18 protein-coding genes are annotated in these 23,369 nt (G+C 37.5%); 16 read left to right on the forward strand and 2 right to left on the reverse strand.

The window, feature by feature from the left end; all coding sequences use genetic code 11:
* Window positions 1-195 precede the first annotated feature (195 nt).
* On the forward strand, window positions 196-2,568 hold the full coding sequence (locus ACO052_RS06460; protein WP_422107187.1) for a GAF domain-containing protein: 2,373 nt from the start codon (window positions 196-198) through the stop codon (window positions 2,566-2,568).
* Here the strand turns inward: ACO052_RS06460 and ACO052_RS06465 are convergent.
* Entirely contained in the window at window positions 2,565-3,800 is a 1,236-nt protein-coding gene (locus ACO052_RS06465) for a Pycsar system effector family protein (protein ID WP_422107188.1), read from the reverse strand. The two genes, ACO052_RS06460 and ACO052_RS06465, sit on opposite strands and share 4 nt — an antisense overlap.
* Window positions 3,801-3,982: 182 nt before the next feature.
* Here ACO052_RS06465 and ACO052_RS06470 point away from each other — a divergent pair, with 182 nt between their 5' ends.
* The 5 genes from ACO052_RS06470 to ACO052_RS06490 all read left to right on the forward strand — a co-directional run bounded on the left by ACO052_RS06470 (window position 3,983) and on the right by ACO052_RS06490 (window position 9,266).
* On the forward strand, window positions 3,983-5,545 hold the full coding sequence (locus ACO052_RS06470) for a protein adenylyltransferase SelO (RefSeq protein WP_422107189.1): 1,563 nt from the start codon (window positions 3,983-3,985) through the stop codon (window positions 5,543-5,545).
* Window positions 5,546-5,561: 16 nt separating this feature from the next.
* Window positions 5,562-5,843: a DUF427 domain-containing protein gene (locus tag ACO052_RS06475; protein WP_422107190.1), complete on the forward strand. Its 282-nt coding sequence runs from the start codon at window positions 5,562-5,564 to the stop codon at window positions 5,841-5,843.
* Window positions 5,844-5,930: 87 nt separating this feature from the next.
* Window positions 5,931-7,154 carry an alpha/beta fold hydrolase gene (locus ACO052_RS06480; protein ID WP_422107191.1) on the forward strand — a complete coding sequence of 408 codons (1,224 nt, stop codon included), beginning with the start codon at window positions 5,931-5,933 and terminating at the stop codon, window positions 7,152-7,154.
* Window positions 7,155-7,156: 2 nt separating this feature from the next.
* Window positions 7,157-8,323: an ergothioneine biosynthesis protein EgtB gene (gene egtB, locus ACO052_RS06485; RefSeq protein ID WP_422107192.1), complete on the forward strand. Its 1,167-nt coding sequence runs from the start codon at window positions 7,157-7,159 to the stop codon at window positions 8,321-8,323.
* 1 nt (window position 8,324) lies between these two features.
* The gene (locus ACO052_RS06490; protein ID WP_422107193.1) at window positions 8,325-9,266 is read left to right on the forward strand and encodes an L-histidine N(alpha)-methyltransferase; all 942 of its coding nucleotides are present in this window, start codon (window positions 8,325-8,327) and stop codon (window positions 9,264-9,266) included.
* 44 nt (window positions 9,267-9,310) lie between these two features.
* On the opposite strand, the gene ACO052_RS06495 is transcribed toward ACO052_RS06490, so the two are convergent.
* On the reverse strand, window positions 9,311-11,134 hold the full coding sequence (locus ACO052_RS06495) for a pyruvate kinase (protein WP_422107194.1): 1,824 nt from the start codon (window positions 11,132-11,134) through the stop codon (window positions 9,311-9,313).
* A gap of 222 nt (window positions 11,135-11,356) precedes the next feature.
* On the opposite strand from ACO052_RS06495, the gene ACO052_RS06500 reads away from it, so the two are divergent.
* From ACO052_RS06500 to ACO052_RS06545, 10 genes are all read left to right on the forward strand, one after another.
* A complete protein-coding gene (locus ACO052_RS06500; RefSeq protein ID WP_422107195.1) occupies window positions 11,357-12,136 on the forward strand; it encodes an SDR family NAD(P)-dependent oxidoreductase in 780 nt (259 codons plus the stop codon).
* A gap of 32 nt (window positions 12,137-12,168) precedes the next feature.
* Entirely contained in the window at window positions 12,169-12,981 is an 813-nt protein-coding gene (locus ACO052_RS06505; protein ID WP_422107196.1) for an SDR family oxidoreductase, read from the forward strand.
* 68 nt (window positions 12,982-13,049) lie between these two features.
* Entirely contained in the window at window positions 13,050-13,958 is a 909-nt protein-coding gene (locus tag ACO052_RS06510; RefSeq protein ID WP_422107197.1) for a helix-turn-helix domain-containing protein, read from the forward strand.
* 4 nt (window positions 13,959-13,962) lie between these two features.
* Window positions 13,963-14,616 carry an SDR family oxidoreductase gene (locus tag ACO052_RS06515; RefSeq protein WP_422107198.1) on the forward strand — a complete coding sequence of 218 codons (654 nt, stop codon included), beginning with the start codon at window positions 13,963-13,965 and terminating at the stop codon, window positions 14,614-14,616.
* A 26-nt stretch (window positions 14,617-14,642) separates the two neighbouring features.
* Window positions 14,643-15,743, forward strand: a complete 1,101-nt coding sequence (locus ACO052_RS06520; RefSeq protein WP_422107199.1) for an MBL fold metallo-hydrolase — start codon at window positions 14,643-14,645, stop codon at window positions 15,741-15,743.
* Between the two features lie 60 nt (window positions 15,744-15,803).
* Window positions 15,804-19,481, forward strand: a complete 3,678-nt coding sequence (locus tag ACO052_RS06525; protein WP_422107200.1) for a metallophosphoesterase — start codon at window positions 15,804-15,806, stop codon at window positions 19,479-19,481.
* A 91-nt stretch (window positions 19,482-19,572) separates the two neighbouring features.
* Window positions 19,573-20,586 carry a helix-turn-helix domain-containing protein gene (locus ACO052_RS06530; protein ID WP_422107201.1) on the forward strand — a complete coding sequence of 338 codons (1,014 nt, stop codon included), beginning with the start codon at window positions 19,573-19,575 and terminating at the stop codon, window positions 20,584-20,586.
* A gap of 240 nt (window positions 20,587-20,826) precedes the next feature.
* Window positions 20,827-22,020 (forward strand): cytochrome-c peroxidase, encoded by a 1,194-nt coding sequence (locus ACO052_RS06535; protein WP_422107202.1) that lies wholly within the window; start codon window positions 20,827-20,829, stop codon window positions 22,018-22,020.
* 6 nt (window positions 22,021-22,026) lie between these two features.
* A complete protein-coding gene (locus ACO052_RS06540; RefSeq protein WP_422107203.1) occupies window positions 22,027-22,581 on the forward strand; it encodes a phosphatase PAP2 family protein in 555 nt (184 codons plus the stop codon).
* A 4-nt stretch (window positions 22,582-22,585) separates the two neighbouring features.
* Window positions 22,586-23,338 carry a methyltransferase family protein gene (locus ACO052_RS06545; protein WP_422107204.1) on the forward strand — a complete coding sequence of 251 codons (753 nt, stop codon included), beginning with the start codon at window positions 22,586-22,588 and terminating at the stop codon, window positions 23,336-23,338.
* Window positions 23,339-23,369 lie beyond the last annotated feature (31 nt).

Below are 23,369 nucleotides of genomic sequence, written 5' to 3' on the forward strand. Positions count from 1 at the left end.
CCATAGTCATAACAAACTATTTGAAATACAGGATTTTACTAGTGAGTTTTGTTAAGAAGTAAAATAGGGTCCATAGTCCTGTTATATAGTAGTAATTTTTTTGAAATTTCCTGTAACAAACTGTATGTAAGGTAGTCTTACATAAAACGACTATTTCAAATATTCGTAACTTTGCATTAGTTATTGAGTGATACTATGGATATAAACGACCAAATAGAATCCCCTTTCATCATAAAAGTTAGTTTTAATAAACTATTTAATGAGTACGAAAATCTCATCGCTTCAGACAATGATTACGTGACTACTAATGCGCGTAGGGTACTGAAGATTGCAGAGGATAATCCTGTATTGCGAGAGGGCTTTAGTGATTTAACTTTTTTAGATACCTATAAGTCCGAGATCAATGATATTTTACATGATGCTTTTAATCCCTTGTTAACGCGCAACGAAATAAAGTTAGCAACGGTTCCTTTCCAAAACCATGTATTTAAAACTTCAGAAAGGTTCGATTCTATTTTAGAAACTGTAGGGTCTGATTTTGAGCTTAAGGTAAAGAATATGCCTTTAGATCAAAGTTATATCATAGCTTGTGCTATAATTTTAAAGGCCTGTTATGGTTACGACCTCAATTTTAAGCGTCCTTTCTTTTACGAAATCCCAGATGCCAATGGCATTATGCGTTATTATAAGATATTGTATAACGCAGATTTTATGGAAATCAATCCTAGGGAAAATGCCCAACCCATAACACAAGAGGATTTTGATGAGCTATTAGATAATTTCGAGAATATTGATCTTTGGAAAGAGAAGTTCCCAGCTGATAGTTATGAATTTAAAGGGTTTATAATATCCAATATTTTCGACGTTACCGATGACCAATCCATTTCAAATATTAAATCCTCTCTGATTGGTGAAGATAAGCGCAACGATGAGAGTTTTATGGAAGGATTTTATGAAATTTTCCGCTCCTTATTCGGGTTTAAGAATCTAGAGGTTGGCTTTTCGATTTATAATCAAGAAGAGAGCACTTTTGAGCGCGTTTATGGCGTAGGAATGAATAGCTTCTTATTAAACAACCAAGATGCGCTATCCTGTGGAGATGCGCTTTGTGAGTGGTCTTATAATAGACTCATCAGCGAAAAAAATTATTTCTCGGTGTCTGACGTCGATAGGGCTTATAAGCATTCTAAAGGTCATGCCCCTCATGTCAAAGTTCTACATGATCAGGGTTATAAGAGTGCCATTTTTGCTCCAATTGCAAGCGATGAAGGGCTCATGGGTATTTTAGAGATCGTTTCTAAAGAGCCCAAAGTTTTAAACAGCATAAATGCCAACAAGCTAGTAGATGTGATGCCGTTTATTATATCGGCTGTTGAACGTTCAAAAAATGATGAGGTAAACCTTATCGAAGCCATTATTCAAAAAGAATGTACATCGATACACCCAAGTGTGCATTGGAGGTTTGAGAAAGAAGCGCGAAACTTTATTAAAGACGAGCTGAATGGTAAGGAGCCAACCTTTAACAAAATTGCATTCGAAAACATTTATCCGCTCTATGGGCAGATAGATATAAAAGGATCTTCCGAAGCGCGAAACTGGGCAACCAAGGAAGATTTAACCATGCAATTGAAAACCATAAAACGCATTTTAGAAAAAGCATCACAACAAGAAGAGCTACCGATTTATGATCAATATATCTATCAGATAGATGAATTTTTATCTGGACTCAAGAATTCTTTTCAAGTCGATAGCGAACATCAAATTTCTGCTTTCTTTAAGGATGATATGGAATCTGTATTAGGCCATTTATCTAAAAATAGAGCGTTGCAGTCTTTAATAGAGGATTATTACGAGAGTATTAATGACGAATTAAATGTACTATATCACCATAGAAAAAACTACGATGATACCATTGCTCTAATCAATAGAGAGATGGCGGCGCTGTTGGATCAGAAGCAAGTTGGTGCTCAGGCCATGTACCCTCACTATTTTGAACGCTTTAAAACAGATGGCGTAGAGCACAATATGTACATCGGTGAGTCGATTACCAAAGAGAATAGCTTTAATCCAATATATCTCTACAATCTTAGATTGTGGCAATTACAGGTCATGGTAGAAATGGAGAACGCTTACTACCAGATGCAGTCCGAATTTCCTGTAGCATTAGACGTGGCTTCTATGATTTTGGTGTTCAACCAACCATTATCTATTAGTTTTAGAATGGACGAAAAGCACTTTGATGTGGATGGGACTTATAATGCACGCTACGAAATCGTAAAAAAACGAGTAGATAAAGCTTATATCAAAGGTACCACCGAACGTGTGACTCAAAAGGGAAAAATCACTATTGTCTATTCCCAAAAAGAAGACGAAAGAGAGTATTTGCGATACATTCAATTTTTACAATCCAAGAAGTATTTGGATGAGGATGTTGAGATTGTTGAGCTAGAAGATCTTCAAGCAGTAACGGGTTTAAAAGCGCTACGAGTGAGTGTGCTTTATCATAAGGACAAAGATGATAAAGCCTTCTATACTTACGATGATTTAATGAAAGAAATCAAGTCCTAAAGAAGCGACGCCGTTTCAACAATAGCTTTAACATTATTTTCTGCACCAGAAAACTGAAATGCTATCGCAAAGGCGATCACGCTTATGATGATGCCTATCGCAAAGACGGTATACGTCAGTCGCAGGAGGCTATATTTTCTATTAAGTACCAATCCCAAAAAGTATAAATCTTTGGTTAGGGACCCATAAAGGTATTCTTTATCCTTCATCATTTCTTGCATGGCCCATTCAAATTCCGGTAGACTCATCTTATGAAAATTCCCAAAAAATAACAGGTTCACCTTTTTATTAGCAACATCTTCTTTGGTAAATTTCCCGCTGGTAACGTTTGGTCTTGTTGCAAGTACGGATAATATAATGGACACCACAGTAGAAGCAGCAAAAATTGCCGTAGGCCAGATTAAATAGGTGTTAGATGGGTTGTCTAATTTGGATACTAAATTCGATAGTACCAAAGAAATGATAATAGCATTGACGGACAATAAAATATTGGCCTTAGTGTCTGCAATATCACTTAGTGTAATATGATTCCTTAAAGCCACTCTAAACATGGTTTCAATACCACGATCAGGTAGATCCAATTTCTCTTTCTTAAAGTTGAGTTCTGCTTTTTTCTGTTTCAGCTTTTCGCCGTCAGCTTTAATCTTATTTTGACTTTGAAGCAGGCTGGCTAAATTTTTACTTTTCCGACCTTGCCATTTGCGGGTTGCCAGATCAGTATTGAAACTATGACTTGTTAGGAACTTAATATTCTCTTGCAGCCAATCGGCCTTAGAAACTTTTTTATCCATGGTTAATTCCCATTCTTTTCGCAACAATGCAGCGTAATCACTGTAATTTTTACTGGAAAGATGGGCGCAGTCAGCATCTCTAATATAACCTTCAAGTTCATTTTTAGGTTCATGGTTCATTTCGGTAGCCAAAATAAGATTAGTTATGGCCTTTATATTTTCGTCAGAAACCTTGTGTGATTTTAAAAAATCAGAAGCAATACCTGCACCTACTTTTTCATGGCCTTCAATGGTTTTGGTAAATCCTGAATCGTGAAACCAAGCCGCAAGAATCAATTGTTGTTTTTCGATTTCGCTTATAGCACTATCTTCAGTAAGCTCTTTAATTTTATTGACGACCCGTTGGGTATGTGCTAGATTGTGATATACAAATGAGGGGTCTAAATTTTCATTCAAATGTGAGGTTATGAACTTCTCTGCTTCAAGGATGATATTTTCCATATACTAAAACTATGAGCCTAATTTAAGAATAATTTATAACCTTTTTCAATTCCTAAATTGGTAACTTAGCCAATGAGTGGCTTGATAAGATATTAGACTCTTTTTCGACTTAAGGCTTAGACGTAGCAAACCCGATTTAATTACCGTACTGAAACTAGATTTTAAAATTTTGATGGGACTTTATGAAATTGAACATTGAAGATACCTTTACTAGAGAATTGCCTTCGGATGCAAATATCGAGAATTCGAGACGACAAGTATTTGAGGCTATGCATTCCTATGTTAAGCCCAAAGTTCCGTCAGATCCAAAATTGATTCATGCATCTTTAGAAATGGCCAAGGCAATTGGCTTAGGCGAAAAAGATAGCAAATCCCAAGACTTTTTAAATATTTTCTCAGGATCTGAGATTTATCCTGAAACCCAACCCTATGCGATGGCTTATGCTGGCCATCAGTTTGGCAATTGGGCAGGCCAACTTGGCGATGGTAGGGCCATAAACCTATTTGAAGTTGTACACGACCAAAAACGTTGGGCTTTACAACTAAAAGGAGCAGGTGAGACACCTTACTCAAGACAGGGCGATGGCTTAGCAGTTTTAAGATCTTCCATACGTGAATATTTGTGTAGCGAAGCTATGTTTCATTTAGGTATCCCTACAACCCGAGCCTTAAGTCTTATGTTATCTGGTGATGACGTACTAAGAGATATGCTTTACGATGGCAATGCAGCCTACGAGAAAGGAGCTATTGTTTGTAGGGTGGCACCAACGTTTATCCGCTTCGGAAACTTTGAGTTGTTCGCTGCAAGACAGGATTATAAAAATCTAAAACGACTTGTGGATTATACGATAAAGTATTTCTATCCAGAACTAGGAGAACCTTCCAAAGCGACTTACATAAAACTTTTCGGAGAAGTTGCCAATAGAACTTTAGATATGATTATCCATTGGCAGCGTGTTGGTTTTGTCCATGGGGTAATGAATACCGATAACATGTCCATCTTAGGGCTGACGATAGATTATGGGCCCTATGGCTGGCTCGAAGGCTTTGATTTTGGTTGGACGCCAAATACGACTGATAGACAAAACAAGCGTTATCGCTATGGTAATCAACCCAATATTGGACTTTGGAATTTATTGCAACTGGCCAATGCGCTTTATCCATTGGTAGAAGAAGCAGAACCCTTTGAATCCATTTTGAAGCAATATCAAACCGATTTCGAGACCAAATCCTTAGAGATGATGAGATCAAAGCTAGGTCTAATGATTGAAGACAAGAGTGACGTTCATCTAATTAAAGATTTAGAGGATTGCCTATTACTCTCAGAAACAGACATGACTCTATTTTTTAGGTTGTTGTCTAATTATTTAAGAGGTGACGAAGAGCGTGGATTGAAAACGATAAATGAAGCATTTTATAACCCGACTGAGATTTCGGACGCTACAGCTGAACAATGGAAAGTTTGGTTTAAGTCTTACGACCAAAGGTTACAAAAAGAACAACTAACAGATCAAGAACGTCGAGCGTATATGAACAGGGTCAACCCAAAATATGTGCTTAGAAATTACATGGCACAATTAGCTATAGATGAAGCAGATAAGGGCAATTATCATCTAATTGATGAGTTGTTTGGGTTGTTTAAAAAACCCTATGACGAGCAACCAGAATTCCAAAAATGGTTTGCTAAGCGACCAGAGTGGGCAAGACATAAGGTGGGATGTTCAATGTTGTCTTGCAGTTCTTGACATTAAAGTATGATATATGAAAGCTATATGGAATAATAAAGTCATTGCAGAAAGTAATGATACGGTCGTTGTAGAAGGAAATCACTATTTCCCTCACGAAAGTATAAATAAGGAATTTTTTAAACCAAGTGACACACATACCGTTTGCCCTTGGAAAGGGACAGCATCGTATTACACTGTTGAGGTCGATGGACAGCAGAATACTGATGCCGCCTGGTACTACCCTGAAGTATCAGAATTGGCAAAAGGAATTAAGAACCATGTGGCTTTTTGGCGTGGCGTAATAGTTGAAAATTAAATCTAATGTTGTTTCGGGCCCGCCTGTCGGCAGACGGGTGTCCTTGCTATAAATGTGGGGACTGCATCGAGAACTAATATTCGTATAATGAAAAGTACCAAACTAAAAATAACCAATCGAAAAGGCTTAACCCTTAATGCCCAACTCGAACTGCCAGCCAATCAAAAACCCAACTACTATGCTATTTTCGCGCACTGCTTCACGTGCAGTAGTAGCTTAAGCGCGGTACGGCATATTAGCAGATCGCTAGCACAAGACGGTTTTGCTATTGTGCGTTTTGATTTTACAGGTCTAGGGCGTAGTGAAGGCCAATTTGCAGACAGCCATTTTTCCGCAAACATTGATGATTTGTTAGATGTCCATGCTTATATGGCAGAACATTATGAGGCACCAAGTTTATTGGTGGGGCATTCTTTGGGAGGCGCTGCAGTACTCGTTGCTGCTTCAAAATTAGATGCTGTTAAAGCGGTCGCCACAGTTGGTGCTCCGGCTACGGTAACTCATGTAAAGCACTTATTTTCTCATGGTATAGATGACATCGAAGAGAACGGAGAGGCAGAAGTGAATATAGGTGGACGGCCTTTTAAAATCAATAAAGACTTTGTAGATGAGTTCGATAAAACCGACTTACCCACAATTGTAAGGAAGTTAAGAAAGCCATTGCTTATTATGCATTCCCCATTCGATAAAATTGTCGGGATTGAAAATGCAGAACAATTATATAAAACAGCTTTTCATCCAAAGAGTTTTATAACCTTGGACAATGCCGATCATTTATTGACAGAAGAAAACGATAGCCAGTATGTTGGTGAAGTCATTGGTACATGGGCAAAGCGTTATTTTCCTAAAGTCGAAAATAGAATGTTAAGCACAGAAGGAGAGCAATTGGTGGGTCATTTAAATATAGTTGAAGATAATTTTACGACCTCGATTCAGACCAAAAATCACACCTTAATAGCTGACGAACCCATCGATATTGGCGGTAGTGATTTTGGACCTTCGCCCTACGAATATCTTAATGCTGCGCTAGCTGCTTGCACGGTAATGACCTTAAAGATGTACGCAGAGCGCAAACAATGGGATTTACAGGAAGTCTTTGTGTATATATCACATTCCAGAAAGCACAGTGATGATTTGCAAGTCGATGTCGATAAGCCAAAATACTTAGATCATATTAGTAAAAAACTAAAATTTGTTGGTAACTTAGATGCTAGTCAAAAAGAAAGGCTCAAAGAAATAGCTTCACGTTGTCCAGTACATAGAACATTGGAGAGCGAAGTCATCTTCGAAACACAAATAATACAAGAATAATAGTGCAAATTGCTTTATCTAACCCAATCACAACAAAACGGTTTCTAAATATTAGAAATCGAACCGAACTAATTTGTCAATCTTTACAGCCAGAGGACGTATCCGTACAACCTGTAGACTTTGTATCCCCTCCAAAGTGGCATTTGGCGCATACGACTTGGTTTTTTGAAGAATTTGTCTTAGCTCGAAACAAATCTGATTACAAGCGTTTTAATGAAGACTATGCCTTTTACTTTAATAGTTACTACAACAATGTAGGAGAACGTGTTATAAGAGCCAACCGCGGTTTAATGACTAGGCCAACGCTTGAAGATATTTTGAATTACAGAACTCACGTCAACCAAAATATGGCTCAATATCTGGAAAGTGAAGTTGATAAAGAGGTTTGTAACGTTATTGAAATAGGTTTACAGCACGAGCAACAGCATCAGGAGCTCTTGATTTACGATATTAAATACATACTTGGGCATCAGCTTTCATTTCCGACCTTAGACTTTGAAATACAACTAAGGCCAGAACATCAAAACCAAGGCTTCGTTAAAATAAATGAAGGTGTCTATGAAATAGGTCATAAGGAAGATTGTTTTTGTTGGGATAATGAATTGGGAAACCATAAAGTATATCTTCATGATTTCGAAATCTCAGACCGATTGGTCACCAATTTGGAGTTTATTGAATTTATTGATTCTGGGGGTTATGAGGACTTTAATTTATGGCATGCCGATGGATGGGACTGGATTAAAAACAACGGTGTAAGTGCGCCAATGTATTGGCATAAAGTAAATGACAAATGGATGTGTTATAGCCTTAACGGTTTTAAGGAAGTCGAAGCCCATCTTCCGGTGAGTCATGTCTCATTTTATGAGGCCTTTGCCTATGCACAATGGAAAGGCATGCGTTTACCTACAGAGTTTGAGTGGGAAATAGCCTCTCAATATTTGGACTATGGCCAACTTTGGGAATGGACCAATAGTGCCTATTTACCTTACCCTAATTATAAGAAAGCCGAAGGTGCTATCGGCGAGTATAATGGCAAATTTATGGTCAACACTATGGTGATGCGTGGAGCCTCTATAGCCTCTCCCAAAGGACATTGTAGACCGACCTATAGAAACTTTTTTGCGCCAGACAACAGATGGCAATTTTCAGGAATAAGACTCGCAAAATAGTATGATAGATATATTTGCACAAGATGTGCTTAAAGGCTTATCGGCCAAGAACAAATACTTGTCCTCAAAATATTTTTACGATGATAATGGCAGTCGCATCTTTCAGGAAATTATGAATATGCCTGAATACTATCTCACAGATGCCGAGTTCGAAATCTTATCAATGCAATCCAAGCAAATTGTAGAGGCCTTACAGTTTTCCCAGCCGTTCAATATTGTAGAACTTGGTGCGGGGGATGGGTTTAAGACCTTTAAGTTGTTGGAGTACTTAAGCAATAACAAAATTGATTTCAATTATGTGCCAATAGATATCTCAAGAGAAGCTATCGATGCTTTAACTCAAAGGCTCAAAGCGCGTTTGCCAAACATGAGTGTAAAACCACAAGTCGGCGACTATTTTGAAATTTTAAAGCAAAATAAGAAAAGTGATTTTCCTAGCTTGCTATTATTCCTGGGAAGTAATATAGGCAACTACCAAGAAGATAAAGCCATTGAACTATTAAGGCTTTTCAATGAGAATATGAAAGTCAACGATAAGCTGCTTGTTGGTTTCGACTTAAAAAAGAACCCCATTACGATTCATAATGCGTATTATGATAAACACGGCATTACAAAGCGCTTTAATTTAAACTTGCTCCTAAGAATCAACCGAGAATTGGATGCCGATTTTAAGATTGATGATTTCGATTTTTATTGCCACTACAACCCATTATCTGGCGAAGTAAGGAGTTATATAGTCAGTTTAAGGCAACAAGACGTTGTGTTGAAGACATTAAATACAACCATCAGTTTTGACTATAATGAACTGATTTGGACCGAACTTTCTAAAAAATACAATTTAGAGGAAATCGGTGAATTGGCCTTAGCATCAAACTACAAAACGGTAAACAATTTTTTGGACTGTAAACATTATTTTACCGATAGTCTTTGGGAAAAGGTCTAAACTTAAAGTAAGAGCGTCCATTATTTTACGAGTCCAGATGATTTTTATGAGGTCTGAAGCTTTGGCAACATGGTTTCATTTTTCTCATGGAGTGATTCCATATCACTGAGAATGACGTTGAGTAATTTTAGAACTTCCAAGATATAAGGCCCTTTATTTAGCATTACACATTCGGCCTTAATTGAGTTGGCAGCGTCCGTAATTTCAGAACGCGAAGGAAGCCCTTTTTTAGCAAAATTTTCAAGTACTTGGGTCGCCCAGACTACTGGAATATGAGCTGCAGCGCAAATGGATAAGATTTCCTCTTGGATTTTTCCGATGTTATTCCAGCCCGTTTCCACGGCCAAATCACCGCGTGCAATCATGACTCCGATATGTTTAACTTTCATAGCGGTCAATAGAATATTGGGTAAATTATGGAATGCCGCTCGTGTCTCGATTTTTAGAATAATGCTTAAAGTATTGATAACATTAAGACGTTTCAATTCAGTGAGTAACTCATCGACATCCTCAGAAGAATTGACAAAGGAAAAGTTGACGATATCCGCATGCTGAGCTACAAATTCAAGGTCGATTTTATCTTTAGGGGTTAAGCCGTGTATGCCCAATTGCGTATCGGGGAAATTCATTCCCTTTTCGGCCTTGAGCTTAGAACCTTGAAGTTTAGCTCGTGTAATAAGCACATCGAATGAATCGGTATTAAGCGCAATAATTTTTCCTTCTATTTTCCCATCATCAAACAAAATGCGATCTCCATGTTTTATGAAGTCAAAAACCTTAGGGAGTTGACAGGAAATACGTGCTGCTTTTAAAGTATTTCCATCATCGTCATAACTGGCAGGGACTCCTAAATGGGGCTCCTTAGTGATGATGAGCGTATCCCCTTCTTTTAAAATTAGAGCTTGTTCTACAGCCGGTAATTCCCCAACAGTTAATAGTTTTGTTTCATCGTTCGAAGCGGTCAAGACCATACCTGTGGACAAATAAGAGGTTTCATAACAATGCGCGACGGCATAATCGTCTAATAGCTCAACAATCTTTACGCTTCGCGATTTATGCCGTGTGTCAATAAAGGCGTAGTGCTCGCCTAGCTTTAAACTTGCGAGTCCTGACTTTGATACGGGTAAACAGTTATTTTCAGAATCCACTTTTAAAACGTCGACCAAAACAATTTTGGCGGGTTGTATAATTTGACCAATATCATCGCGCTCTGGACTGAATTTGCGGACTTGCGGTCCAGGAACAATGGCCCCAGTTCTAATTTTAGGTCCAGCGAGATCCATAGCAATTTTCACTTTTTTAGATTGCTGCTTAGAAGCTTTCTTTACATTTTGGATAATGCGCTCCCAAATGGCAATGTCATCATGGGCACAGTTAATGCGTGCACAATTCATACCTTCTTTAACCATCTGATATACCAAGTCATAATCAAAAGCAGCTTGTGTAGGCAAAGTGACCATAATACGCACGCGGCGACCTTTTGACCGAAACCCAAGAAGTTCTTTAGTGTGTTTATTGAGTAAACGCTTTCCGTTTTTTAACGAAAGTCCTGCTTTTCCTAAGGCCTTAGGATCTTCTTGTTTTAAACTGTAAAGTAGTTTTAATGCTTTTAACAGACTGGCTCTAATATGTGCTTCGGCATTTCCAAAACGCGTGATGCCAAGGTTGCGTAACTTCTTTTGTGTAGCTCGCAAATCGTACTTTCTAAAGGTCTGATAGTGTATTAAGTTCCTCGAGCTTTTTCGATAATCGGGATGCGCCGCATCTAAAGTAGGTTCAAAATTTACTTCCTCAACCTCCATGGCTTCTAAGATAGCGTTCAGCTGATCAATGATAGAATCGATTTTTTTAATATTGGTTTTTGTCATTGGTATACGCAAATAAAAAGTATCTAAATTTAAGTGCTTTGGTTATGATGTATATTATCTACAGGTTAAATTGTTTGAGATGTTATCCCGCGCTATAAACTAAAGACCTTGTATACTTACTTTTTTTGGACACTGTAAAATATATAAGAGCTTCTGTAAAATGTATACGTTAAAAAGCAGTGCCCTAGGTAATTTTGTACCGTAAAATTAATAAAATAGAAAATGAAAACTACAGCATTAATAACAGGAGCTTCGAGTGGTATAGGTAAAGAACTAGCAAGAATTCATGCTGAAAAAGGAGGAAACCTCATTATTGCGGCAAGACGGCAAGAGAAGTTAGATGAGCTTAAAACTGAATTAGAGGAGAAATTCAATGCTAAAGTAACAACAATAGTCAAGGACTTGAGCAAACCAAATGCAGCTAAGGAATTATATAACGAAGTCAGCAAATTAAATAGTAACGTCGACTATCTCATCAACAATGCAGGGTTTGGTCTAAGAGGCAAGTTTCATGAATTGTCTTGGGAACGCCAACAACAGATGATTAATCTTAATATGGTCGCATTAACAGAATTAATGTATTTGTTTTTGCCTGAAATGATAAAACGTAATAATGGCAAAATATTAAATACATCATCAACAGCGAGCTTTATGCCGGGGCCATTACAAGCTATATATTTTGCTACCAAGTCGTATGTTACATTTTTAAGTAATGCCGTTGCGGAAGAATTAAGTGATACCAATGTAACGGTCACTAATTTAATGCCTGGAGCAACAGAAACAGAATTTGGCAAAACTTCCGGAATGGATGAGACAGGCTTATTTGAAAAAACAGTCACTGCGCGTTCTGTGGCTGAGGATGGCTATAACGCCATGTTGAAAGGTAAGTTAGACGTGGTTTCAGGATTAACATTTGGTCAAAATCTTATGATGAAGGCCATTCCTTTTACACCAAAAAAGGTCTTACTCAGACAAATAAGACAAATGCAAGAAGTAAATTAATTATATTAATAATCACTAAAAAACATAAAAAAATGGGCAAAACAATTTTAGTTACGGGAGCAAGCTCTGGTATAGGGAAAGCAACGGCTGAGCATTTTCAGCAAAAAGGATGGAATGTAGTAGCCACTATGAGAAATATCAATGATGGATCAGATTTAGCACAGTTGGACAATGTTCTAGTAACACGTTTAGATGTTACAGATGACGCCTCTATTAAAAGTGCCATAAACGCCTCTATTGAGAATTTTGGAACTATAGATGTATTAGTTAATAATGCAGGTTATGGCGCGGGTGGACCTTTTGAGGCGATATCGATGGAAAAAATAAGACGCCAGTTCGATGTCAATGTCTTTGGACTTTTAGCAACCACTCAGGCAGTTTTACCAACCATGCGTCAGCAAAAATCTGGTACAATCGTCAATATTTCTTCGATTGGAGGAAGGGTAACATTACCCATGTTTAGCATGTACCATGGCACAAAGTGGGCTGTAGAAGGGATTACAGAGAGTTTACAATATGAATTAGAACCAGTAGGGATTAAACTAAGAATCGTCGAGCCAGGAGCTATCGCAACGGATTTTGCTGGGCGTTCGCTAGATTTTAATAATGATGAAAGTCTTACAGAATATCAAGGTGTTGTCAATGCCTTAATGAGTGCTATGCCCGAAATGGTTGGAAATGCAAGCCCTGCAAGCAAAGTAGCACAAGTTATTGACGAAGCCATTCATGGGGATCAATTGCGATATCTTGTAGGTGAAGATGCAGAGCAAATGATGCAAGCCAGAAACACCATGTCTGATGGAGAATATTTGCAGATGAACAAGGAGCGATTTGGTTTAAACTAAGATTATAAATTACTGAAGCAGGTAAAAGATTGTCTTTTGCCTGTTTCGTGGTATTAAGTATACATCTGATGAATGAAATTATACAAGTAAAATCAATTACTGAAGCCAGTAAATTATTTGGTTTACCATCACCTAAACACCCTCTAGTAAACCTAGTTTGGGCTAAGGACATGCCTGATTTTAGTCCGTATTTTGGAATTAAATACAACATGGATCTGTTTGCGATTTCATTAAAGGATGGCGTAGAAGGCTCATTGGGATATGGGCGCAACAGTTACGACTTTACGGATGGGACTATGGTGTTTTCTAAACCCAATCAAGTATTGTCCGTAGAGGAAAAAACGATTTCTAGTGATGCCAAAGGCTGGATGTTGGCCTTTCATCCAGATTTAATTCGTAAATCGGTATTGGGTAAAACCATAAGCCAATATAACTTCTTTGATTATGAAGTGCATGAAGCTTTGCACCTATCCGATGATGAAAAAGCAACGCTTACGGATTTGGTAAAAAAGATAGAAACCGAGATCAATCAGAATATCGATAAACACAGCCAGAAACTCATTATCTCGACCATTGAGTTAATTCTAGATTATTGCAATCGTTTTTATGATCGACAGTTTTATGTGCGAACTAATTTGCACCAGGATCATGTCACAGAGTTTGAGAGTTTTTTAAAAGGCTATTTCAACTCGGAAAAGCCTATGGAATTAGGATTGCCTTCGGTAAAGTATTGTGGTGAGCAACTTCATATGTCCTCCAATTATTTAAGCGATTTACTAAAGAAAGAAACAGGTAAAAGTGCTAAGGATCATATTTATGCCTTTGTAATAAATAGAGCTAAGAATAGGTTGTTGGGCAGTACAGCATCGATTAGTGAGATTGCTTACGATTTAGGTTTTGAGTATCCACAGCATTTCAGTAAACTCTTTAAAAAACAAACTGGGATGAGCCCGGCGAAATATCGCATTCAAAATTGATACCATGAAAAAGGTGATTATAACTGGTGCTACAGGAATGGTCGGAAGTATTGTACTTCAGCATTGTTTACAAAGTGATGAAATCGAGACCGTGGTTTCAGTTGTTCGTCGAGCATCTCACATCAAGCATAGGAAACTAAGGGAGATCGAGCATAACGACTTCTTAAATTATGAAGTGATTAAAAATGTCTTTAAAGGAATAGACATTGCTTACTTCTGTATTGGGGCTTATACCGGCGCTGTTCCAGATGCTAAGTTTAAGGAGATTACGGTTGATTATACAAAGGCTTTTGTCAATGCACTCAAAAGCGAAAGTCCACAAGCGAGGTTTTGTTTTTTAAGTGGTGCTGGAGCTGATCGAACAGAAAAAAGTCGCACTTCTTTTGCACGTTATAAAGGGATGGCCGAAAATTTTATGGCCAATTCAGGTTTAGAGTTTTATAGTTTTCGTCCAGCCTATATTTATCCAGTTAAAAAAAGAAAAGAGCCCAATCTCATGTACACCATAAGTCGTAGCTTATATCCTATGATTAAACTTTTTGGAACAAATGCATCCATTAAATCTACAGAATTAGGGGCGGCCATGTTTAAGGTAGGACTGGTTGGCGCTGAGAAATCATTTTTAGAGAATGCAGCCATTTTGAAGGTACTTCAATGAAAAAAATAAAGAAAATATTAAAGGGTATGTTATTATCAATTTTAGGATTAGTAGGAATGCTTGTTATCGCTTATGTACTATTCGTTAATTTTTATCCAAGTTTTGGAGGTGACGTTTCCAAAGAAAGACAAGCAAACTATCAATCGTCAGAGCAATTTGAGAACGGAAAATTTGTCAATAAAAAGGATGTGCCCAAAGACCCGAGCTTTGCTGAAATGTTGAAGATCGCAAGAAAGTTTTTCTTCGAAAAAGTGGAAAACGGAAGGCCAAATAAAGCATTAGCCATCCAAAATATAGATTCTATTTCAGTAGCAAATTACGATAATGGAACACGACTGATTTGGTTTGGACACTCGGCATTTCTCTTGCAAATGGATGGTAAAAACATCCTCATAGACCCCATGCTTGGCGAGGTGCCCGCACCACATCCTTGGCTTGGTGCTAAGCGTTTTAATAAAACATTACCTATTGAAATCGAACAATTACCAAAGATAGATGCTGTAATTATCTCACATGACCACTATGACCACTTAGATTACGAGTCTATAAAACGGCTAAAGTCCAAAGTGGAGCATTATTTTGTGCCTCTTGGAGTTGGGGTGCACCTAGAAGCCTGGGACATAGATACCGACAAAATAGATGAATTGGATTGGTGGCAAGAAACCGAATATAAAGATATCCAATTGGTATGCACACCAGCACAGCATTTTTCAGGAAGAAAGTTTAGTAATGGTCAGAACACTTTGTGGAGTTCTTGGGTCATCAAGTCAGATAGCAAAAGTTTATTTTTTAGTGGGGATAGTGGCTATGGGCCGCATTTTAAACAAATCGGGGAAACCTACGGACCTTTTGATTTTGCCATGATGGAATGTGGTCAATATAATAAGATGTGGCCAGATATACATATGTTCCCAGAGGAGACGGCACAAGCAGGAGTTGACGTGCAAGCAAAAGCTATGATGCCCATACATTGGGGGGCATTTAAGTTGGCATTGCATTCATGGACTGACCCCATAGAACGCGTGAGGAAGAAAGCAGAAGAGTTGCGATTGCCTGTAACAGCCCCAATGATAGGTGAGTCCATTGATGTGGGTAGTCCGAATACGAATAATACCATTTGGTGGTAGAACATTTTTTGTGTTAGAAAAAAACAGTAACTTTATTAGCTACATAACTAATCTCAATAAATGAAGTTCAGGAATAGTCTCCCTCTAATTATATTTCTATTTATAATAAATTCTTGTGCGACTTACAAGGCACAGTATAATGACGAACATCAACAACAAGCGCCACCCGATAAAGACGTTAAGCATACCTTCTATTTAATTGGAGATGCAGGAAACTCTAAGCTTGGTCAAACAGATAAAGCCATACTGGCATTTGGTAAGGAGCTTGAAAAAGCTTCAAAAAATAGTACAGCAATTTTTTTAGGTGATAATATTTACGAAAAAGGCCTGCCAAAAGCATCTTCAAGTGAGTATGAATTGGCAAAGCATAGGCTACAAGTACAAATAGATGCTGTTAAAAACTTTAAAGGTGAAACGATTTTTATAGCAGGTAATCATGATTGGTATGCTGGGGTAAAAGGCTTAAAACGACAAGAAAAATTTGTTGAAGATGCTTTGGGGAAGGATACCTTTTTACCAGAAAATGGTTGTTCTATCGATAAAATTCATATTGCAGAAGACATAGAATTAATCCTTGTGGATACCCATTGGTATGTTACCAATTGGGACAAACATCCAACAATAAATGACGATTGTGATATCAAGACGAGGAGCGATTTTTTGGATGAATTTGATAGCCTTATCAAAAAGGCTAGAGGTAAGACAACTATAGTTGCACTGCACCATCCCATGTATACCAATGGCTCTCATGGCGGTCAATTTACATTTGGGAGTCATATGTCACCTGCACCAATACTGGGAACACTTAAGAATGTGATTAGAAAAACAAGTGGTGTTGCCAATGTTGATCTTCAACATCCAAGATATAATGAGCTCAAGAAACATCTTGTGACTTTGGCTCAAGTCAACGAAAAAGTAATTTTTGTTTCAGGGCACGACCATAATTTACAATACATAATAGAAGATAATTTACATCAAATTGTATCTGGTTCTGGCTCTAAAACCTCTGGAGTAAGAAATGTAGGAAACGGTAAGTTTGGATATGGCACTCAAGGGTATGCGAAGTTGATTGTATATGAAGACGGCTCATCCCATGTGTCGTTTTACTCGGCTGAGGATGAAAAAGAAGTATTTCAATCTGAGGTATTTTCAGAGTACATTGACCATACCAATGGGGATTTTAAAACCAATTTACCGACGCATTCTTCAGCTTCTATATACAGCGAAGAAGAAACCGAGATTAGTGGTTTTGGAGCGTTTTTATGGGGGAAGCGTTACAGACAATACTATAGCACCAAGGTTAAAGCACCTAACGTTATGTTAGATACGTTGTTTGGAGGTTTAAAACCAGTTCGAAAAGGCGGTGGCAATCAGTCAAAATCGTTACGTCTCGAAGATAAGAACGGTGCACAATATGTGATGCGCGCACTAAGAAAACAGGCCTTACAATATTTACAGGCCGTAGTTTTTAAAGACCAATATATCGAGGGCCAGTTCGATGATACTGAGACCGAAGCACTCATTTTAGATGTTTTTACGGGTGCACATCCTTACGCGCCTTTTGTGGTTGGTGACTTGGCAGATGCTATTGGAGTATATCATACAAATCCGGTGCTGTATTACGTACCTAAACAAAAAACCTTGGGTAAGTACAATGAGGACTTTGGTGACGAGCTTTATATGATCGAAGAACATACGTCTGAAGGTCATAGTGATCAGGCGAGTTTTGGATATCAGGATAAATTGCTAAGCACCAATGACATGATGGAGAAAATTCATAAGGATGAAGATATTGTCGTTGATGAAGCTGCTTACATAAAAGCCAGATTATTCGATATGTTGATTGGAGATTGGGATAGGCACCAAGATCAATGGCGATGGATAGAGTTTAAGGAAAACGGTAAAAAAGTGTACCGCCCTATGCCTAGGGATCGCGATCAGGCGTTTTCAAGAATGTCGGACGGTTTTTTATTGGGTGCAGCGGTAAAATTAATACCAACAGCACGTTTGTTACGAAATTATTCTGATGACCTTGAAGATGTAAAGGGCGTCAATCTTGAGCCTTATCCATTGGATATGGAAATTATTGCCCAATCTGAAAAGGCTGTTTGGGATGCAGAGGTAAAGCATATACAAGACAATATCACTGACGAGAGTATTGAAAAGGCATTTTTAAATATACCTGAAGAGATTAGGGATGAAACCATTGAGGAGATCAAAAGAACATTGAAGGCGAGACGGGCCAATCTACAGAAAATTTCTGATCGCTACTTTGCCCTCATTAATAGATTTGCAGTGATAAAGGGTACAAATAAAGACGATTGGTTTGATGTAGAGCGCTTGCCCGATGGTAAGACCAAAGTCACGGCCTATAGAATAAAGGATGGTGAGAAAAAAGACATTTTCCACCAACGCACATACAACCACGATGATACCAAAGAAATCTGGATTTATGCCTTAGATGACGATGATGTTTTAGAGGTGTTTGGAGATGGTAAGCAATTGATAAAAGTACGGCTAGTAGGTGGTCAAAACAACGACACCTACAACATTAAAAACGGAAAGCGTGTTGCCTATTATGACTATAAATCAAAAAAGAATACTGTTGTAACGAATAAAGGCAAGAAAAAATTCTCCGATACTTATGATACGAATGTTTATGACTACAAAAAATTAAAGAATAATACCGTCCAGATATTACCAAGTTTTGGAGCCAATCCTGATGATGGATTAAGAATAGGGGCTAATACTGTTTGGACCAATTATGGATTTGAAAGAAACCCGTTTACCTCACAACATACATTATCTGCAGCTTACTACTTTGCAACTAGTGGTTTTGATTTTAACTATACTGGGGAATTTGCGAATATATTTCCCAAGGTCAATTTTGGGATGGAAGCCCATTTCAATAGCCCTAACTTTGCGGTTAACTTTTTTGGTTTTGGAAATGAAACACCAAACCCAGAAGCCGATGAAAACGATGGTCTAGATGTAGATAGAGACTTTAATAGGGTTAAAATAAGAACCTTAAGATTTACCCCGTCTTTAGTTTGGCGTGGGAAAACAGGTGGAGTTTTGAAATTCGGACTTACTTACGAAAGTAATGAGGTAGAACGAACAGAAGGTCGATTCATAGAACAATTACCAGCAGACGATGCTGTTTTCGATATGCAAGATTTTTATGGTGTAGACGCCAAGTATCAATATGTTAATAAAGATGACGACGCCTTTCCAACTTTAGGCTTCCAAATAGCATTGCAGGCTGGCTATAGGAACAATGTGGATACAGAAAAAGGGTTTGGTTATTTCATTCCAGAGCTGGGCTTTGATTATAAGCTAGTTCCTAGTGGCCAATTAGTCTTAGCAACTAACTTTCGAGGCCATATCAATTTAGGTGACGATTTTGAGTTTTATCAAGGAGCTACTTTGGGAGCTAGGACGGGGCTTAGAGGTTACAGATTTCAACGCTTTACAGGAAAAACAGCTTTCTCACAGTCTACCGATGTACGCTGGAACTTTGGTAGCTTAAAAACAGGATTATTGCCAATATATATAGGGGTTTATGGCGGTGTAGATTATGGACGTGTTTGGCTAGAAAATGATGACTCCGATAAATGGAACAACTCTGTTGGTGGTGGTTTCTTTGTTAATATGGCCAAGATGTTAACGGCCAACTTGTCGGCCTTTAATAGTAGTGATGGCCTACGTTTGGCCTTCCAATTGGGATTTGGTTTTTAATATACGTCCTATCTTTGATAACCAATACAAGTATATCTTGCAATATTGACTAATTTTTTTGCGTTAATATCCTTTTCCTAGTTTTGTTATCATGCTAAAAACCATTCAGATTATTGCTTTATTGCAAGGCCTCTTTTTATTATTTATTCTCTTTCAACGGAGGCAAGACTATAAAAAAATAGATTTTTGGCTTTTACTTGGGTGTATAGTCTCTGTTATATTATATGCCATTGGCGATGACGACTATAACTTATTTGTAAATGATGTTGATTGGTTTCTGTTTCATGATACATTAATTATTACGTTTTTCTTTTTATTCGTTCGCTATTATAAATCTGGAAAAGAGGCATTTTATAAAAAGGATATCTGGTTTTTTACACCGTATTTACTAACCGTCGGATTTAAAACTTTAAATACTTATATCCCGATAGAAGAAGGCTTAGTCCTAGGAATAATGCATGGTATTGTTGAGTTGCTATTTTTAGGGATGTTAGTATATACGATCTATGATATTATAAAAAAGAAAAAAGAAAAATGGCTACTGGCCTTTATTATTCCACTGACCATTATTTTTACCATAGATGAATTGATGTTTTTTATAACAAAGTCCTATGATTCACCTTTCTTTTTAGATAGCTATGGTATTATTCTTGCCGCTGTTTTCTTGTTTTATTATGTACTGTATAAGCTTATTATTGCACCTCAGGACGTACTCCCAAAATCTAATGATGCTAAGTATAAGACCTCTAGTTTAAATGCTAAAAACATTGAGAGCTACAAATCGCATTTACTACATTTAATGACTGAGGAAATGGTGTTCAAAAACAATAAAATAACGGTTAACGATGTGGCTAGTCAAATGAATATCCCTAGACAACATTTGTCTGAAATCCTGAATGTCCACATGGAAATCTCGTTCCAAGATTTGTTAAATAAATACCGCGTCGAAGAATTTATAGCATGTTTGCAAAACGAGGCCTATAAAAACTACACACTTTTAGGTATTGCTAATGAGGTGGGGTTTAGTTCAAAATCATCCTTTAATACCACCTTTAAAAAGTTAAAAGGCGTCACACCAAGTCAGTATAAAAAACAGTTGGTCTGATAATTTCGTTCCAGTTTCAATTTTCTTTTCAGGTCATAAAACCACTATAAAACGTGTAAAATACGTATTCTGAACCTTATGGGCTGTAATCTTTGATTTAATTTAAATCACTGATTATCAATGGTTAAAATATATATTTCGATAAAATCGTACGAAATACGTATTCTGAACCAACTTCATTTTTGACCTGTGCAAAGCCCACTTACTTTTGACTTGATGTTAAAGTTCAATCCTTTAAAAATGGAGAAATTCAAGTCATATATTACACCGAGAAATCTATTGATTTTCAACCTGATTTTAATTATTCTCTTTTTTCTTTTTGGCTGTGTAATTGATGAAGAGGAAGATTTTTTCGATGCTATAACTGCAATAGAAAATATCATCTCACCTCTACCAAAATATGCGCCAGTGCCAGATAATAATGACATGACGCCTGAAAAGATAGCGTTGGGCAAGCAGTTGTTTTGGGATCCAATTCTATCCGGTAGTAAAGATGTGGCTTGTGCAACATGCCATCACCCGAATAAAGGTTATGCAGATGCTCTTGATTTATCAATAGGTGTCAGTGGTATAGGACTTTCAGAACAACGCATTGGTAATGTTATTGCAGGTAGAAATGCACATACAATAGTCAATACTGCGTTTAATGGTATTACGACGAACGGCGAAGTAGACCCCTTAGATTCTCCTATGTTTTGGGATAATAGAGCAAAGAGCTTAGAAGAACAAGCACTACTTCCATTACTTTCAAAGGAAGAAATGCGAGGTGGATGCATGCCAGAAGACGAACTTTACGATACCATTATAGGTCGATTGGACGCAATTCCCCGATATAAAATGGCATTTCAAGATGCTTTTCGTACAGATGTAATAACAACAGATAGAATTGCCAAAGCCATAGCATCCTTTGAAAGAACACTAATAGCCACAAATAGTCCTTTTGATAGATATATGAGAGGCGATACATCAGCAATGACGGACCAACAAGTTAAGGGGATGAACGCTTTTGTAAATATTGGTTGTGCAGAATGTCATAGTGGACCAATGTTCTCAGATTTTCAGTTACATACATTGGGTATACCAGACAATCCCAAATTGTTAGAAACAGATGAAGGTACGGGAACATATGCCTTTAGAACTCCCACGTTAAGAAATCTATCATTAACTGCTCCTTACATGCATAATGGCATGCTCACTTCACTTAAAGAAGTCATGGATTTTTACGATGAGATTTCAGAAGGCGACGATGATATTATCAATACTAACCTAAACATAAATACTATTGATCCGCTAGCGAAGGCTTTAGATATGGACGATCGTGTTGCCGATGCAATTATAGCTTTTATGGAAGCGCTTAATGACCCCAATTTTGATAAAACAATTCCCAAAACTGTACCGAGCGGTTTACCCGTTGGTGGAAACATAAATGATTAAAATGATATGAGAAGATTTAGTATTGCTGTAATTGTCTTGTGCAATTTTCTGGCAGAGGCACAGCAGCCTTTAACAGCGAATGAACAACGCCATAAAAACACTGGCGATGTTTTCGTTGTAGCACTGCCAGCATTAGCGCTAAGTTCTACGTTTATTTGGAAAGATGGACAAAAAGGCACTTATCAATTTACAAAGGCTTTGGCTAGCACAGTTGCCTTTTCTTATGCACTAAAATTCGCCACAAATAAAGAACGCCCAAACGGTGAAAATAATTACAGTTTTCCATCAGCACATACCTCAGTGGCATTTGCTAGTGCAGCCTTTGTGCAAAAACGCTATGGATGGGAGTACGGAATTCCAGCTTATGCGATAGCGGGCTATGTCGGCTATACAAGAATAAAAGCTAATAAACACGATGGTTGGGATGTGCTTGCAGGAGCGGTTATTGGGACTGGTATGAGTTATTTATTTACAAAACCCTATAACAAAGACAAGAAATTTCAAGTGGTTTCTGGTTTTATAAATAATACACCGACACTTGGATTTACATATAAATTTTAAAATTATGGCACTACAAGAAGAATTAAAAGCGCAAGGCAATTTTTTATTTAAAAATAGAAGCTATCTACCATTAATAGTTTTAGGGATAGGACTCTTGGTTTTTATACACAAGGAGTATAATGAAATTGAAACACCCAATACTTGGCTTTCCGAAGGTTTCGAATTTCTATCCCTTTGTATCAGCTTAGTGGGGTTGACAATTCGAATTTTTACAGTCGGTCACACACCCAAAAACACATCTGGAAGAAATACAAAAGACGGGCAAATAGCGGATGAGCTCAATACAACAGGAATGTATTCAATGGTTCGTCATCCCTTATATCTAGGGAACTTTTTTATGTGGTTTGGGGTAGCAATGCTTACAGAAAACTTTTGGTTTATTATCGCTTTTGTGTTGTTTTATGTCTCTTACTATATGCGAATTATGTACGCTGAAGAGAGTTTTCTTCGCACAAGATTTGGGTCAATTTACATGGAATGGGCAGAAACAGTACCAGCATTTATTCCAACATTAAAAAACTACAAGGCACCTAAATATCCATTTAGCATCAAAAAAGTATTAAAAAAAGAAAAAAATGGGTTTTGTGCTGTCTTTTTGCTCTTTTGGGTATTTGATGCAGTTGGCAGACTTTGCCAAAAAGAACCTTTTGAATCCGAAATGAAATTTTGGTTCTATAGTGCCATCACTGCAACAATTATATATTTCATTTTAAAAATAATGAAAAAGCGGAATATGCTGAATGAACCACATCGATGATTCTACTTATTATTAAAAACACCATTCTCTT

Origin of the sequence: Winogradskyella sp., assembly GCF_965228925.1 — a bacterium.
Lineage (GTDB): Bacteria > Bacteroidota > Bacteroidia > Flavobacteriales > Flavobacteriaceae > Winogradskyella.

Bases quoted from the DNA above. Each gene is read 5' to 3' on its own strand.
- ACO052_RS06510 (WP_422107197.1), top strand. From the start codon at position 13,050: ATGAATGAAATTATACAAGTAAAATCAATTACTGAAGCCAGTAAATTA.
- ACO052_RS06475 (WP_422107190.1), top strand. From the start codon at position 5,562: ATGAAAGCTATATGGAATAATAAAGTCATTGCAGAAAGTAATGATACG.
- ACO052_RS06495 (WP_422107194.1), bottom strand. From the start codon at position 11,134: ATGACAAAAACCAATATTAAAAAAATCGATTCTATCATTGATCAGCTG.
- ACO052_RS06530 (WP_422107201.1), top strand. From the start codon at position 19,573: ATGCTAAAAACCATTCAGATTATTGCTTTATTGCAAGGCCTCTTTTTA.
- ACO052_RS06490 (WP_422107193.1), top strand. From the start codon at position 8,325: ATGATAGATATATTTGCACAAGATGTGCTTAAAGGCTTATCGGCCAAG.
- ACO052_RS06460 (WP_422107187.1), top strand. From the start codon at position 196: ATGGATATAAACGACCAAATAGAATCCCCTTTCATCATAAAAGTTAGT.
- ACO052_RS06535 (WP_422107202.1), top strand. From the start codon at position 20,827: ATGGAGAAATTCAAGTCATATATTACACCGAGAAATCTATTGATTTTC.
- ACO052_RS06465 (WP_422107188.1), bottom strand. From the start codon at position 3,800: ATGGAAAATATCATCCTTGAAGCAGAGAAGTTCATAACCTCACATTTG.
- ACO052_RS06480 (WP_422107191.1), top strand. From the start codon at position 5,931: ATGAAAAGTACCAAACTAAAAATAACCAATCGAAAAGGCTTAACCCTT.
- ACO052_RS06505 (WP_422107196.1), top strand. From the start codon at position 12,169: ATGGGCAAAACAATTTTAGTTACGGGAGCAAGCTCTGGTATAGGGAAA.
- ACO052_RS06540 (WP_422107203.1), top strand. From the start codon at position 22,027: ATGAGAAGATTTAGTATTGCTGTAATTGTCTTGTGCAATTTTCTGGCA.
- ACO052_RS06470 (WP_422107189.1), top strand. From the start codon at position 3,983: ATGAAATTGAACATTGAAGATACCTTTACTAGAGAATTGCCTTCGGAT.
- ACO052_RS06515 (WP_422107198.1), top strand. From the start codon at position 13,963: ATGAAAAAGGTGATTATAACTGGTGCTACAGGAATGGTCGGAAGTATT.
- ACO052_RS06500 (WP_422107195.1), top strand. From the start codon at position 11,357: ATGAAAACTACAGCATTAATAACAGGAGCTTCGAGTGGTATAGGTAAA.
- ACO052_RS06545 (WP_422107204.1), top strand. From the start codon at position 22,586: ATGGCACTACAAGAAGAATTAAAAGCGCAAGGCAATTTTTTATTTAAA.
- ACO052_RS06525 (WP_422107200.1), top strand. From the start codon at position 15,804: ATGAAGTTCAGGAATAGTCTCCCTCTAATTATATTTCTATTTATAATA.
- ACO052_RS06520 (WP_422107199.1), top strand. From the start codon at position 14,643: ATGTTATTATCAATTTTAGGATTAGTAGGAATGCTTGTTATCGCTTAT.